The 14,368-nt window shown below is 67.7% G+C and carries 13 protein-coding genes; 8 read left to right on the top strand and 5 right to left on the bottom strand.

The features are described 5' to 3' along the window. Positions 1-704: 704 nt before the first annotated feature. A complete protein-coding gene (gene flgE / locus ACFIMZ_RS29825) occupies positions 705-1,949 on the top strand; it encodes a flagellar hook protein FlgE (RefSeq protein ID WP_431823051.1) in 1,245 nt (414 codons plus the stop codon). Positions 1,950-2,056: 107 nt separating this feature from the next. On the opposite strand, the gene asd is transcribed toward flgE, so the two are convergent. From asd to leuC, 5 genes are all read right to left on the bottom strand, one after another. Beyond that, on the bottom strand, positions 2,057-3,178 hold the full coding sequence (asd, locus tag ACFIMZ_RS29830; protein WP_431823052.1) for an aspartate-semialdehyde dehydrogenase: 1,122 nt from the start codon (positions 3,176-3,178) through the stop codon (positions 2,057-2,059). A gap of 82 nt (positions 3,179-3,260) precedes the next feature. Further along, positions 3,261-3,380, bottom strand: coding sequence for a hypothetical protein (locus tag ACFIMZ_RS29835; protein WP_010099622.1), 120 nt, complete (start codon positions 3,378-3,380; stop codon positions 3,261-3,263). Between the two features lie 91 nt (positions 3,381-3,471). Continuing rightward, positions 3,472-4,545 carry a 3-isopropylmalate dehydrogenase gene (gene leuB, locus ACFIMZ_RS29840; protein ID WP_431823053.1) on the bottom strand — a complete coding sequence of 358 codons (1,074 nt, stop codon included), beginning with the start codon at positions 4,543-4,545 and terminating at the stop codon, positions 3,472-3,474. A 76-nt stretch (positions 4,546-4,621) separates the two neighbouring features. Further along, entirely contained in the window at positions 4,622-5,272 is a 651-nt protein-coding gene (leuD, locus tag ACFIMZ_RS29845; protein ID WP_431823054.1) for a 3-isopropylmalate dehydratase small subunit, read from the bottom strand. An 11-nt stretch (positions 5,273-5,283) separates the two neighbouring features. After that, positions 5,284-6,693, bottom strand: coding sequence for a 3-isopropylmalate dehydratase large subunit (gene leuC / locus ACFIMZ_RS29850; RefSeq protein WP_431823055.1), 1,410 nt, complete (start codon positions 6,691-6,693; stop codon positions 5,284-5,286). 701 nt (positions 6,694-7,394) lie between these two features. Between leuC and ACFIMZ_RS29855 the strand changes: the two genes are divergently transcribed. Genes ACFIMZ_RS29855 through ACFIMZ_RS29885 form a run of 7 tightly spaced genes read left to right on the top strand, consistent with a single transcriptional unit; the run spans position 7,395 to position 14,308 of the window. Beyond that, a complete protein-coding gene (locus tag ACFIMZ_RS29855; RefSeq protein ID WP_431823056.1) occupies positions 7,395-8,375 on the top strand; it encodes a 3-oxoacyl-[acyl-carrier-protein] synthase III C-terminal domain-containing protein in 981 nt (326 codons plus the stop codon). Then, entirely contained in the window at positions 8,372-9,385 is a 1,014-nt protein-coding gene (locus ACFIMZ_RS29860; RefSeq protein WP_431823057.1) for an NAD-dependent epimerase/dehydratase family protein, read from the top strand. The genes ACFIMZ_RS29855 and ACFIMZ_RS29860 overlap by 4 nt, the downstream gene beginning before the upstream one ends. Continuing rightward, positions 9,363-10,169 carry an MBL fold metallo-hydrolase gene (locus ACFIMZ_RS29865; protein WP_431823058.1) on the top strand — a complete coding sequence of 269 codons (807 nt, stop codon included), beginning with the start codon at positions 9,363-9,365 and terminating at the stop codon, positions 10,167-10,169. The genes ACFIMZ_RS29860 and ACFIMZ_RS29865 overlap by 23 nt, the downstream gene beginning before the upstream one ends. Continuing rightward, a complete protein-coding gene (locus tag ACFIMZ_RS29870; protein ID WP_431823059.1) occupies positions 10,169-11,470 on the top strand; it encodes a F390 synthetase-related protein in 1,302 nt (433 codons plus the stop codon). Before ACFIMZ_RS29865 ends, ACFIMZ_RS29870 begins: the two co-directional genes overlap by 1 nt. Then, entirely contained in the window at positions 11,467-12,069 is a 603-nt protein-coding gene (locus ACFIMZ_RS29875; protein ID WP_431823060.1) for a phosphatase PAP2 family protein, read from the top strand. Before ACFIMZ_RS29870 ends, ACFIMZ_RS29875 begins: the two co-directional genes overlap by 4 nt. Beyond that, on the top strand, positions 12,069-13,181 hold the full coding sequence (locus ACFIMZ_RS29880) for a sterol desaturase family protein (protein WP_431823061.1): 1,113 nt from the start codon (positions 12,069-12,071) through the stop codon (positions 13,179-13,181). The genes ACFIMZ_RS29875 and ACFIMZ_RS29880 overlap by 1 nt, the downstream gene beginning before the upstream one ends. After that, the gene (locus ACFIMZ_RS29885) at positions 13,181-14,308 is read left to right on the top strand and encodes a fatty acid desaturase family protein (protein ID WP_431823062.1); all 1,128 of its coding nucleotides are present in this window, start codon (positions 13,181-13,183) and stop codon (positions 14,306-14,308) included. The genes ACFIMZ_RS29880 and ACFIMZ_RS29885 overlap by 1 nt, the downstream gene beginning before the upstream one ends. Positions 14,309-14,368 lie beyond the last annotated feature (60 nt).

The following is a 14,368-nucleotide window of genomic DNA, read 5'->3' on the forward strand; positions in this document are numbered from 1 at the left end:
ACGCCACGACGTCGCGCCCAAACGGATCGCAAACAAAACCTCACCAATTGCGACAATTCCCTACATTGACTTCCCATCAGGAACGAATCCGCCGGCCTATACTTCACGACGCATCCTCTCCTCGTGCCAAAGGAATCGATGCAAGAAAGCCCCGGCCGCGCAAGCGGTTCGGGGCTTTCACGTTTTTGCGCCGGACATTTCGCGCGCGGCCGGCGCCGCGTCGCATGCGCCGCCCTCCCAAACCGCCAGCGAAAAACCCGCAGGTCGAGAATAAAGGTCGTCGCCGCTATCAATAATTCGCCACGCCTGCCGTTAATGAAATCACGGCCTAAAATTCAAATAAATTACGCCGCCCGCACTCAATTCACATTCAAATAAATTTCAATCTATCGATAAGAAGGCAATTCCCACCTCTAATCGACGAATTGACCATTCATCCTACCAAATCCCCCGTCCAGCAAGGCTTTCAAGCCCATCAAAGCGACCCCCCATCCTCCCAAAAAACGACCTTTCGTTTGCAATTCAACAACATTACACAAATTTACACAAATTCGAGAATGACCGCCGCTACGATCAACTTCAAATAAGAATCAGCGCAATTCGACCATTACGATCGGCCGGACTGACGCGACGAGATTTCAGGGGAGTTTCACCGTGCAGTCGCACGACTGCATTCATTCACCAGCTCGTTACGGGGACCGAACATGGGCTATCAGCAGGGCTTAAGCGGGTTGGCCGGGGCGTCGAACAATCTCGACGTGATCGGCAACAACATCGCAAACGCGAACACGGTCGGCTTCAAGCAAAGCCGCGCGCACTTCTCCGACATGTACGCGAATTCGGTCGCGACGTCGGTCAACACCCAGATCGGCATCGGCACGGGGCTCGCGTCGGTGGACCAGCAGTTCGGCCAGGGTACGATCAACACGACGGGCAACGCGCTCGACGTCGCGATCAACGGCAACGGCTTCTTCCAGATGTCGAACGACGGCGTAGTCACGTATTCGCGCGACGGCACGTTCCATCGCGACAAGGACGGCTTCATCGTCGACTCGCACGGCCGCAACCTGATGGGCTATAACGCGGCCGCGGGCGGCGTGATCAACACCGCGGCGACCGTGCCGCTGCAGGCGCCGACCGCCAACCTCGCGCCGATCGCGACGACCAAGATCACCGGCCAGTTCAACCTGAACTCGCAGGACAAGGTGCCGGCCAAGACACCGTTCTCCGCGACGGACGACACGACGTACAACTACTCGACGTCGATCCAGGTGTACGACACGCTCGGCGGCGCGCAGCAGGTCGACATGTATTTCGTGAAGAGCGCGACGGCCGGCCAGTGGCAAGCCTACGCGGGCGTCAAGGGCCAGACGCCGACCAATCTCGGCACCATCACGTTCAGCCCGACGGGCCAGATCCAGGCCACGAACGTCCCGGGCGGCGCGTCGACCCCGTCGACCGGCAAGTTCCCGTTCACGATCCCGACCACCGGCGGCTCCTTGACGCCGCAGAACCTGACGCTCGACCTGACCGGCACGACCCAGTACGGCGGCAAGGACGGCGTGACCAACCTCGCGCAGGACGGCTTCGCGACCGGCACGCTGACGACCTTCACGATCGGCGCCGACGGCAAGCTGTCCGGCAACTACTCGAACGGCAAGAGCGCGGTGCTCGGCCAGATCGCGCTCGCGAACTTCAACAATCCGAACGGCCTCGTGAACCTCAGCGGCAACCAGTACGCCGAGAGCTCCGCGTCGGGCGTGCCGCAGATTTCCACGCCGGGCAGCACGAACCACGGCACGCTGCAGGGCAGCGCACTGGAAAACTCGAACGTCGACCTGACGGTCCAGCTCGTGAACCTGATCACCGCGCAGCGCAATTACCAGGCGAACGCGCAGACGATCAAGACCCAGCAGGCGGTCGATCAGACGCTGCTGAACATGCGCTGACCCGCGCATGAAAAACGCGCCGCGCCGGACCGTGACGTCGTCACGGCCGGCGCGGCGCGCTGGCGTACACAATCCGGCCCGCGGGCCGGATTCCGCTTGATCAGGCTTTACTTGTCGAGCAGGATGCGCAGCATGCGGCGCAGCGGCTCGGCCGCGCCCCACAGCAGCTGGTCGCCGACGGTGAACGCCGACAGGTATTCGCCGCCCATCGCGAGCTTGCGCAGACGGCCGACCGGCACCGTCAGCGTGCCCGTCACCTTGGCCGGCGACAGGTCGCGCATCGACGCTTCGCGCTCGTTCGGCACGACCTTCACCCAGTCGTTCGCCGACGCGAGGATGCCGTTGATCTCGTCGAGCGGCACGTCCTTGTTCAGCTTGATCGTCAGCGCCTGCGAGTGGCAGCGCATCGCGCCGATCCGCACGCACAGGCCGTCGACCGGGATCGAGCCCGGCTCGCCCATCGCCGGCTTGCCGAGGATCTTGTTGGTTTCCGCGCCGCCCTTCCACTCTTCCTTCGACATCCCGTTGCCGAGATCCTTGTCGATCCACGGAATCAGCGAACCGGCGAGCGGCACGCCGAAGTGGCTGGTCGGCATCGCGTCGCTGTTCATCGCGGCCAGCACGCGGCGGTCGATGTCGAGGATCGCGGACGCCGGATCGGCCAGCTGTTCCTGCACCGCGCCGTTCAGCGCGCCCATCTGCGACAGCAGCTCGCGCATGTTCTGCGCGCCCGCGCCCGATGCGGCCTGGTAGGTCATCGCCGTCATCCAGTCGACGAGGTTCTCGCGGAACAGGCCGCCGAGCGCCATCAGCATCAGGCTGACCGTGCAGTTGCCGCCGATGAAGTTCTTCGTGCCCTTGACGAGCGCGTCCTTGATCACGTCGAGGTTCACCGGGTCGAGGATGATGACCGCGTCGTCCTTCATCCGCAGCGACGACGCCGCGTCGATCCAGTAGCCGTTCCAGCCGGCCGCGCGCAGCTTCGGGAACACGTCGTTCGTGTAGTCGCCGCCCTGGCAGGTGATGATGACGTCGCACTTCTTCAGCTCGTCGACGTTGGTCGCGTCCTTGAGCGTAGTCTCGTTTTTCGCGAACGACGGCGCCTTGCCGCCCGAGTTGCTGGTGCTGAAAAACACCGGTTCGATCAGGTCGAAATCGCCCTCTTCCTGCATGCGCTGCATCAGGACGCTGCCGACCATGCCGCGCCAACCTACGAGACCTACGTTCATGACTAACCCTTTGAATGGAGCTTCCCCGCCATTTCCGTCCCCGGCGTGACCGCGCGGGGAAACAGGCGGGCACGACGGACGATCAGCGTTTAATGATCGTTTTCGTGGTAATGGTTTTCGTGATGACGATGGCGCGCGCAACCGCACGGGCAGTGTTGCCGTGGAGTTTCAAGACCGGGGAGATCAGGGAAATCAGCGCCATCGCACGAGTCTACACAAACCTGTCTGGCCGCACAACGGCCAATCGGGCGCGGACGGGGCCGTTCGATCCGGCCCCGTTCGCGCTTCCTGCTTCAGTCCTGCAGCGCGGCGATCACCGCGTCGCCCATCGCGACCGTGCCGACCTGCCGGCAGCCCGGCGTCGCAATGTCGCCGGTGCGGTAGCCCTGTTCGAGCACCTTTTTCACCGCACGCTCGATGCGATCGGCCTGCTCCGCGCGGTTCAGCGAGTAGCGCAGCAGCATCGCGGCCGACAGGATCGTCGCGAGCGGGTTCGCGATGCCCTTGCCCGCGATGTCGGGCGCCGAGCCGTGCGACGGCTCATACAGGCCCTTGTTGCTCTTGTCGAGCGACGCCGACGGCAGCATGCCGATCGAGCCGGTCAGCATCGACGCCTCGTCGGACAGGATGTCGCCGAACATGTTGCCGGTCACGACCACGTCGAACTGCTTCGGCGCCTTCGCGAGCTGCATCGCCGCGTTGTCGACGTACATGTGCGACAGCTCGACGTCTGCGTATTCCTTCGACACGTCGATCATGATGTCGCGCCAGAACTGCGACGTCTCGAGCACGTTCGCCTTGTCGACCGACGTCAGCTTCTTCTGGCGCTTGCGCGCAGCCTGGAACGCGACGTGCGCGATGCGGCGCACTTCCGGCTCCGAATAGCGCATCGTGTCGAAGCCTTCGCGCGCGCCGGCGAACGGGCCGTCGGGCGCAGCGCGCACGCCGCGCGGCTGGCCGAAGTAGATGTCGCCGTTCAGCTCGCGCACGATCAGGATGTCGAGGCCCGCGACCAGTTCGGCTTTGAGCGGCGACGCATCGACGAGCTGCGGATAGCAGATCGCCGGGCGGAAGTTCGCGAACAGCTCGAGATGCTTGCGCAGGCCGAGGATCGCCTGCTCGGGGCGCAGCGCGCGCTCGAGCGAGTCGTACTTCCAGTCGCCGACCGCGCCGAACAGGATCGCGTCCGCTTCCTTCGCGAGCTTGAGCGTCGCGTCCGGCAGCGGATGGCCGCTCGCCTCGTAGCCCGCGCCGCCGACCGGCGCTTCCTCGAGCTCGAACGTCTCGCCGAGTGCGTTCAGCACCTTCACCGCTTCCTTGACGATTTCCGGACCGATGCCGTCGCCGGGCAGCACTGCAATCTTCATGCGTTATTCCTGACTGGGTAGGTTATGTATACGAAGAGGCGCACGCGCGGCGCGCGCGCCCGCCCGAAGGACGACGTCAGCCGACCAGCTTGTTGTTCAGCCACGGCTGCTTCGCGAGCCGCTCGGCTTCGAACTGGCGGATCTTGTCCGCGTGACGCAGCGTGAGGCCGATGTCGTCGAAGCCGTTCAGCAGGCAGTACTTGCGGAACGCGGCGACGTCGAACGCGTATTCGCGGCCGTCCGGCGCGCGCACGACCTGCGCGTCGAGGTCCACCGTCAGCTGGTAGCCGTTGAACGCGACCGTCTCGTTGAACAGGTGATCGACCTGCTGCTCGGTCAGCACGATCGGCAGCAGGCCGTTCTTGAAGCAGTTGTTGTAGAAGATGTCCGCGAAGCTCGGCGCGATGATCGCGCGGAAGCCGTACTGCTGCAGCGCCCACGGCGCATGCTCGCGCGAGCTGCCGCAGCCGAAGTTCTTGCGCGCGAGCAGGATCGACGCGCCCTGGTAGCGCGGCTGGTTCAGCACGAAGTCCGGGTTCAGCGGACGCTTCGAGTTGTCCTGGCCCGGCTCGCCGTGGTCGAGGTAACGCCATTCGTCGAACGCGTTCGGGCCGAAGCCGGTGCGCTTGATCGACTTCAGGAACTGCTTCGGGATGATCGCGTCCGTGTCGACGTTCTCGCGATCGAGCGGCGCAACGACGCCGGTATGCACTGTGAATTTTTCCATGATCCGTCCCGTTACCCCAGCTTGCGAATGTCGACGAAGTGGCCTTCGATCGCCGCCGCCGCCGCCATCGCCGGGCTGACGAGGTGCGTGCGGCCACCGGCGCCCTGCCGGCCTTCGAAGTTGCGGTTCGACGTCGACGCGCAGCGCTCGCCCGGCTCGAGGCGGTCGGCGTTCATCGCGAGGCACATCGAGCAGCCCGGCTCGCGCCATTCGAAGCCGGCATCCGTGAACACCTTGTCGAGCCCCTCGTGCTCGGCCTGCGCCTTCACGAGGCCCGAGCCCGGCACGACCATCGCGAGCCGCACGTTCGGCGCGACGCGGCGGTTCAGCTTCTTCACGACGTACGCGGCCGCGCGGATGTCCTCGATGCGCGCGTTCGTGCACGAGCCGATGAAGATCTTGTCGACCTTGATCGATTCGATCGGCGTGTTCGGCTCGAGCGCCATGTACGCGAGCGCGCGCTCCATCGCGTCGCGCTTGACCGGATCCTTCTCGCGTTCCGGATCGGGCACGCGGCCGTCGATCGACGTGACCATTTCCGGCGACGTGCCCCACGTGACCTGCGGGACGATCTCGGCCGCGTTCAGCTCGACGACGCGGTCGAACTGCGCGCCGTCGTCCGACGTGAACTGGCGCCAGTACCCGACGGCCTGGTCCCATTCCGCGCCGGTCGGCACGAACGGACGGCCTTTCAGGTAGTCGATCGTCGTGTCGTCGACGGCGACCATGCCGGCGCGCGCGCCCGCTTCGATCGCCATGTTGCAGACCGTCATCCGGCCTTCCATCGTCAGCGCGCGGATCGTCGAGCCGCCGAATTCGATCGCGTAGCCGGTGCCGCCCGCGGTGCCGATCTTGCCGATGATCGCGAGCACGATGTCCTTCGCGGTGCAGCCGCGCGGCAACTGGCCCTCGACCTTCACGAGCATGTTCTTGCTCTTCTTCTGCAAGAGCGTCTGCGTCGCGAGCACGTGCTCGACTTCCGACGTGCCGATGCCGTGCGCGAGCGCGCCGAACGCGCCGTGCGTCGACGTGTGCGAATCGCCGCACACGATCGTCATGCCGGGCAGCGTCGCGCCCTGCTCCGGGCCGATGATGTGGACGATGCCCTGGCGCAGGTCGTTCATCTTGAACTGGGTGATGCCGAAGCTGTCGCAGTTCGCGTCGAGCGTGTCGACCTGCAGCTTCGAGACCGGATCGGCGATGCCGTGGCTGCGGTCCGTCGTCGGCACGTTGTGGTCCGACACGGCCAGGTTCGCGCTGATGCGCCACACCGGGCGGTGCGCGATCTTCAGCCCTTCGAACGCCTGCGGGCTCGTGACTTCATGCAGCAGCTGACGGTCGATGTAGAGCAGTGCCGTGCCGTCGTCCTCGGTGTGGACCACGTGGGTATTCCACAGTTTGTCGTAGAGAGTCTGTGCCATGGGTATGCGGGGTCGTTGTGACTTACAAGCCTTGCGGATGCGGTCGATTATGCCACGCAGATCGCGGTCCGGCGCGCATCCAGCGAGAAAAAACTCAATAAAAACAGCAGCTTGGCTGGTAGTGGCAATACCTGTATCGGCATTACCCGGCAACCGCGCGCGTCGCACCGCCGAGCCGTTGTCGGGCGGCGGCATCGCTGGCCCGTTTCTCGTCTGAGTGAATTGCCGTGATGACAGCGACCGGCGAAATCATTCGCCGACCAACTTCGGACGCGAAGATGGCTCGATATAGTGATTTATCGGCACGCGTCATATCTCGCCGGTCGCATCCCAAACTCCAGGCGAGCCAACTTTATTGCGAAGATCATTTCCGCCCCAAGACTCTCGGCAGCACCATAATGCGCGCCGGAGAGTAACGTAGGACGGCCCCGCGCAACTGCACGCCCTGACGGCGACCAATTTTGGTAGCATTCGGCCGGCTGGCGATATGGCATCCCGGTTTCGTCAGCAGTGCGCGCTCCCCGCGCTAGCGCGATAACGATCAAGATAATCAAACTGAGAGAAAGAAACGTGTCCTGTTTCATCGAATGCGTCTCATCTGACATCCATTCCGCAGGAGTCGGTCATCGGCTCTCGAAGTCAAGAATCGCGTGCCGCGTTCGCGCGTGACCGCAGGCATCCCGCTTCCACTGTTCCACGCCATGCTGCCCATTCGAATCATTTGCACCGGCAAGGCGCTGCCGTCGCGGCGCGTATCGTCCAGCGAGCTTGACGCGTTGCTCAAGCACACGCCGGGTTTCTCGCGAAAGAAGTCGGGCATCGACGTCCGCTACTACGCCGACGACGCCGAAACGCAATCCGGGCTTGCCGCGGCCGCGCTGCGTGACGCGCTGCAACGCGGCCAGGTCGCGCCTGCGTCGATCGACCTGCTGCTGTCCGCGTCGGGCGTCGGCGAGCAGGCGCTGCCCAGCACCGCGAGCCGGATTCTCGAGCCGGCCGGGCTGCCGGCCGGCACCGCCGCGTTCGACGTGAACGCGAGCTGCCTGAGCTTCGTCGCCGCGCTGCAGGTCGCGGCAAGCCTGCTCGCGAGCGGCGCGTACCGGCGCATCGCGATCGTCGCGTCGGACCTTGCGTCGCGCGGCATCGACTGGAACGACCCGGAAGCGTCGCTGATCTTCGGCGACGGCGCGGCCGCCGCGATCGTCGAGCGCGGCGATGCGGCAACCGGCATCGAGGCGTTCCGGATGGAAACCTACCCCGCAGGCAACGCGTTCTGCGAAATCCGCGCGGGCGGCACGCGCCGCAATCCGCGCATCGGCGCCGAGCCGGCCGACTACCTGTTCCGGATGGACGGCAAGCGCGTGTTCCGGCTCGCGTCCACGGTGATCGGCGGCTTCCTCGAGCAGCTGTTCGGCGGCAACGCGCGCGCGGCGCGCGACGTCGACGTCGTGATCCCGCATCAGGCGAGCCACCTCGCGATGGAACACATCCGCAAGCGGCTCGGCATGCGCCCTGACTCGCTCGTCGACATCTATGCGCAGCACGGCAACCAGGTCGCGGCGTCGATCCCGACCGCGCTGCACGAAGCGATCGAGCAGGGACGCTTCACGCGCGGTACACGCGCGCTGCTGATCGGCACCGCGGCCGGACTGACGGTCGGCGGGATGGTGCTCGTCGCATGAAGATCCTCGTGACCGGCGCGACGAGCGGGCTCGGCCGCAACGCCGTCGACACGCTGCTGGCGGACGGCCGCGCCGTGCGCGCAACCGGCCGCAATCTCGAAGCGGGCGACACGTTGCGCGCGGCCGGCGCCGAATTCGTGCCGGCGGAACTCGCGACGCTCGACGACGCGCAGGCCGACGCGCTCCTGCGCGACGTCGATGCGGTCTGGCACTGCGCGGCGCTGTCGTCGCCGTGGGGCCGGCGCGACGACTTCGTCGCGTCGAACGTGACCGCGACCCGCCGGCTCGCGCAAGCGGCCGCCGCGCGCGGCGTGCCGCGTTTCGTGCACGTATCGACGCCCTCGATCTACTTCGACTACCGGCATCACCGCGACATCGACGAGTCGTATCGCGCCGCGCGCTTCGTGAATCACTACGCGGCGACCAAGGCGCAGGCCGAAGACGAACTGTGCGCGCTCGCCGGCGCGCATCCCGGCACGACCTTCGTGCTGCTGCGCCCGCGCGGGCTGTTCGGCCCGCACGACCGCGTGATCGTGCCGCGCATCCTGCAGCTGCTGCACGCGCGACGCGGCGTGCTGCCGCTGCCGCGCGGCGGCGCCGCGCTCGTCGACCTGACCTACGTCGGCAACGTCGTGCACGCGCTGCGTGTCGCGACGCACGCGCAGGTCGCATCGGGCGCCGCGTTCAACATCACGAACTTCGAGCCGTGCACGCTCGCGTCGCTGCTCGCGCGCCTGCTCGGCGACGCGCTGAAGCTGCGCTACCGGATCCGCGCGCTGCCGTATCCGCTCCTGGACGCGCTCGCGCGCGCGTCCGAGCTGGGCGGCCACGTGCGCGGCCGCGAGCCGCTGCTCACGCGCTACGGGATCGGCGCGCTCCATTTCGACATGACGCTCAGCAACGCGCGCGCCGCCGCGCAGCTCGGCTACCGGCCGCCGTTCTCGATCGACGACGGCATTCGTCTCACCGCGGACTGGATTCGTACGCATGGCAACCATTACGGCATTTGAGGCAGGCTACTGCACCCATCCCGGCTGCGTCGCGCTGCGAGGCGCCGGCTTCTCCGCGTGCGCGTTCCCGTCGCGCTGCTACCTGCTGCAGGCGAACGGCCGGCGCTGGCTGTGGGACACCGGCTACGCGTCGCACTTCCTCGACCACACGCGGCGCGGCGTGTTCGCGCTGTACCGCAAGGTGACGCCCGTGTACTTCGACTCCGCCGACGCGATCGCCGCACAGCTCGCGCGCGAAGGCCTGCGCCCCGCCGATCTCGACGGCGTCGTGGTGTCGCACTTCCACGGCGACCACATCGCGGGCCTGCGCGACTTCCCGGGCGTGCCGATGATCTGTTCCGGGGACGGCTGGCGCGCGACGCGCCCGCTGCGCGGCATCGCGGCGCTCAGGCGCGGCTTCGTGCCGGGCCTGATGCCGGACGATTTCGACGCGCGCGCGCGCTTCGTCGAAAGCTTCGAGCGCGTCGCGCTGCCCGCCGAGCTCGCGCCGTTCGAGCACGCTTACGCGCTGCCGAACGCCGGCGGCGACATCCTGCTGGTCGAATTGCCCGGCCACGCGGCGGGCCATCTCGGCGCGTTCGTCGCGACCGACGGCGGCTGGGTGCTGCTCGCGTCGGATTCGGCATGGTCGCCGCAGGGCTACCGCGAGCCGCGCGGACCGTCGCGCATCGCGCACCTGATCATGGACGATCCGCGCGCCTATTACGCGACGCTCGACCGGCTGCATCAGCTCGACGCCGGCGGCCGCGCAACGATCCTGCTCACGCACGAGGGCGCATTGTGATGCAACCGCACCGCCTGTTGTGGGCCTACGCCCGCACCCGCGCGCGCCGCTTCGCGGACCGCGCGGCGCTCGAGCGCCACCAGGCGCGCGGGCTCGAACGATTCGCGCGCAACGTGCTCGCGCGCAGCCCGTGGTTCGCGCCGTACGCGAGCCAGCCGCGCGACGCATGGCCGCTGATGGACAAGGCGACGATGCTCGCGCACTTCGACGCGATGAACACCGCGGGGCTGACGCTCGACGATGTGCTTGCGTGCGCGCATCGCGCCGAACAGTCGCGCGACTTCAGCCCGATGCTCGGACGCTACAGCGTCGGCCTGTCGTCGGGCACGTCCGGCAGCCGCGGCGTGTTCGTCGCGAGCCCGGCCGAGCGCGCGACATGGGCAGGCGTGCTGCTCGCGAAGCTGCTGCCGCACGGATTGCTGCATCGCGAACGGGTCGCGCTGTTCCTGCGCGCGAACAACCGGCTGTACACGGCGGTCCGCACGCCGTGGCTGTCGTTCGCGTTCTTCGACCTGTTCGAGCCGTTCGAGTCGCTGGTCGCGCAGCTCGACGCGTACCGGCCGACGATCATCGTCGCGCCGGCCCAGGTGCTGTGCTCGCTCGCAATCGCCGTGCGCGACGGCCGGCTGGCCGTGCGCCCGGCTCGCGTCATCGCGGTCGCCGAAGTGCTGGAGCCGCTCGACCGCGTGCTGCTGGCCGAAACGTTCGGCCGCGTCGACGAGGTCTACCAGGCGACCGAGGGCTTCCTTGGCGCGACTTGCGCGCACGGCACGCTGCACCTGAACGAGGAATTCCTCCACGTCGAACCGCAGTGGCTCGACGACACGCGCTTCGTGCCGGTCATCACCGACTTCACGCGCTCCACGCAGCCGATCGTCCGCTACCGGCTCGACGACGTGCTCGCGGTACGCCGCGCGCCCTGCCCTTGCGGCAGCCCGGCGCTCGCGATCGAGCGGATCGAGGGGCGCTGCGACGACATGCTGGTGCTGCCCGCCCGCGACGGCACAACGCGCACCGTGTTCGCCGACGTCTGCGCGCGGGCGCTCGCGCAGGCGCTGCCGCTGCATGCCGACTACCGGCTGACGCAGACGGCGCCCGCCGCGCTCGCGCTCGCGGTCGACACGGGCGTGGACGGTGCAGGCTCCGACGCGCTCGCCGCATGCCGGCAGCATCTCGTCGACGTGTTCGCACGGCTCGGCGTCGCCACGGACGCGCTCACGTGGACACTGAGCCCCGCCGTGCCTGCGCGCGACTTCACGCAGAAGCGGCGCCGTATCGTCCGCATGAAGGAGGCGCAATGATCGCGCTGCCGCCGCGACTGCGCGCGATGGCGCTCGGCTGGGGCGCGGTCGGCGTCGCCTATACCCTGTCCGGCCTGCTGCAAGGCCCCGGGACGGTGCTCGCCGAAAGCGCGCTCGACCAGCTCGTCCCGTTCGATCCGCGCGGCGTGTGGCTCTACCTGTCGTTCTTTGCGCTGATCCCGTTCGCGTATCTTCGCGCGGACGCTGCACGCGTGCCGTGGCTGATGCGCGCGATGCAGTTCGGCGCGCTCGTGTCCGGCATCGTCTTCGTGCTGTTCCCGACCACGCTGCACTACCCGCCCGTCGGCGGCGCATCGCCGAGCGCCGCCGCGTTGCGGCTCCTCGCGGCGGGCGATTCCGCGCAGAACTGCCTGCCGTCGCTGCACGCGGCGCTGACCTGCCTCGCGGCACGCGCGCTCGTCGACGCGCGCCGTCCGTGGCGCAGCGCGCTCGTCGTGCTGTGGAGCGCGGCGATCATCTACTCGATCGTACAGACGCGCCGCCACCTGGCGCTCGACATTTCGGCGGGCGTGCTCGTCGCGCTCGTCTGCGGGATGTTCGCCGCAAGGCTGCCCGCGCTCTACCGGAGGACCACCTGATGAATGTGTTCGCTTTGCCGCTCGCCGTGATGCTGGCGCTCGTCGTCGCCGACGTGGCCGGCCTGCGCTGGCTGCGCGGACAGCGCGCGCCGTGGCGCGACGTGATCTTCAACCTGAATTCCGGGCACATCGTGCTGTGGCTGTTCCGCGGCGTCGAGGTCGCGGTGTTCGCGTGGCTGTCCGCGCACGCGAACCTGCACTGGGTCGACCGGCTCGGCACGCCTGGCGCCTGGATCTTCACGTTCTTCGCGTGGGATTTCTGCTTCTACTGGTTGCACCGGCTGCATCACAAGATCCCGCTGATGTGGGCGGTCCACGTCGTCCACCACGAAGGCGAGCATTTCAACCTGTCGCTCGGCGTGCGCAATTCGTGGTACTCGTCGCTCACGTCGATCCCGTTCTTCGCGGGCCTCGCCGTGCTCGGCGTGCCCGTCGAGGCGTTCGTGCTGGTGGGCGGGTTTCACTATTCGGTGCAGTTCTACAACCACTGCGGCACGATCTACCGGTCCGGCTGGCTCGACCGCTTCTTCGTGACGCCGGCGAACCACCGGGTCCATCACGGCCTGAACCCGGAATACATCGACAAGAACTTCGGCGGCACGCTGCTGATCTGGGACAAGCTGTTCGGCACCTACCAGTCCGAACTGCCGCACGCGCCGATCCGCTACGGCGTGCACGACGCAGTGCGCACCGACAACCCGTTCTGGGCGAACAACATCCCGGTGCTGCGCTACCTCGGCCTCGCGGCGCCCCGGCTGCCCGCGCGCGATCCGCTGCGGATCGGCGACGGCTGGATCGCGACGGGCGGGCTCGCGCTGTTCGCGGTCGTCATCTATTACGTGCACCGGCAAGGTACCTTCCCCGCGCCGCAGGGGCCGCTGCTGTTCGGCTGGATCGCCGCGCAGACGATCGCGCTCGGCGCGCTGTCGGACGGGCGCGCATGGGCGCGCTCCGCATGGAGCGCGGCGGCGCTCGCGATGCCGGCCTGTTTCGTCGGCGGGTTCGGCTGGCGCGACCCGCTCGGCTGTGCGCTCGTTGTGCTGGTCGGGCTGCACGGCGCCGCCTGCCTGGGCGCGCGCAAGCAGCACCGCACGGTGCTAGGAGCGCACTGATGGACCCGCGGCCTGCCACCTGCGTCTGGCCCGAAGGCACGCCGCCGTTCGACGCCGAGCTGCGTGCCGCGTCCGCCGCCTACCTGCGCGGGGCGGACGACCACCGCTACGCGGACGCGCGGCAATGGCTCAAGGGCGCCGTCCTGCTGACCGCCGCGCTCGGCGCAGGCGGTGTCGCGCTGACGGCCGGCGACGCGGCACGCTTCGCACTCGGGTACGTCGCGTTCGTGATGCTGTTCGCGGTGCTCGCCATCAACTTCATGCATGACGCCGTGCACGGCACGCTGATCGGGCCGCCTCGCGTATCGCCCGCCTCGGGCCGCCGGCTGAACGCGTGGATCGCGCGCGCAGTCACCGTACCGCTCGGGATCGAGCCGGCATACTGGCGTGTGCGGCATATCGCGTTTCATCACCCGTACGCGAATATCGAGGGCCGGGACCTCGATCTGGAGGAAAACTTCTTCCTGTGCCAGACGCCATTCCAGACGCGCCGCCCGCACCATCGCTACCAGCACCTGTACTGGCCGCTGATCGCGGCACTGTCGATGCCGTACATCGGCTGGATCTACGACTGGTCGGATCGGCTCGGCAAGACGCCCGTCGCGCGGCATCATGCGCTGCCCGGCGTGCGTGGCTGGCTCGTGTTCGTCGGCGCGAAGCTCGCGCACTTCGCGCTGATGCTCGCGCTGCCCGTCTGGGCGCTGCACGGCACGAGCGTCGGATGGGGCGGCGGCGTCGCCGCATACGTGATCGCCCAAATGTGCGCATCGTGCTTCGTCGTCGGCCTGCTGCTCGGCACCCACTGGGCCGACGTCGCGTTCTACCGCGCACCCGACTGCGAGCCGCTGCCGCACGGCTGGCGCGAGCACGGGCTGCATACGGCGGTCGACTGGCTGCCCCGGCCGCGCTGGCTCGCGTTCTGGCTCGGCGGGCTGCACCGCCACGCGACCCATCATCTGTTCCCGACCTGGCACCATCGCCACTGCGACGCGCTCGCGGCGCTCGCCGCGCCGATCGCCGCGCGCCACGGTGTGCCGTACCGGGTCCTCACCTACCGCGAGCTGGTCGCCGCGCAGCGGCGGTTCCTCAAGCAAATGGGCGGGGCGGCCCGGACGGAGTCGGGATGACGTCGTCGCGGTCCGGCCGTCCTCTCGCGATCGCGGCCAAGCCCACCGGGCCTTCGCAGA

Origin of the sequence: Burkholderia sp. F1, assembly GCF_050813845.1 — a bacterium.
Classification (GTDB): Bacteria; Pseudomonadota; Gammaproteobacteria; order Burkholderiales; family Burkholderiaceae; genus Burkholderia; species Burkholderia ubonensis.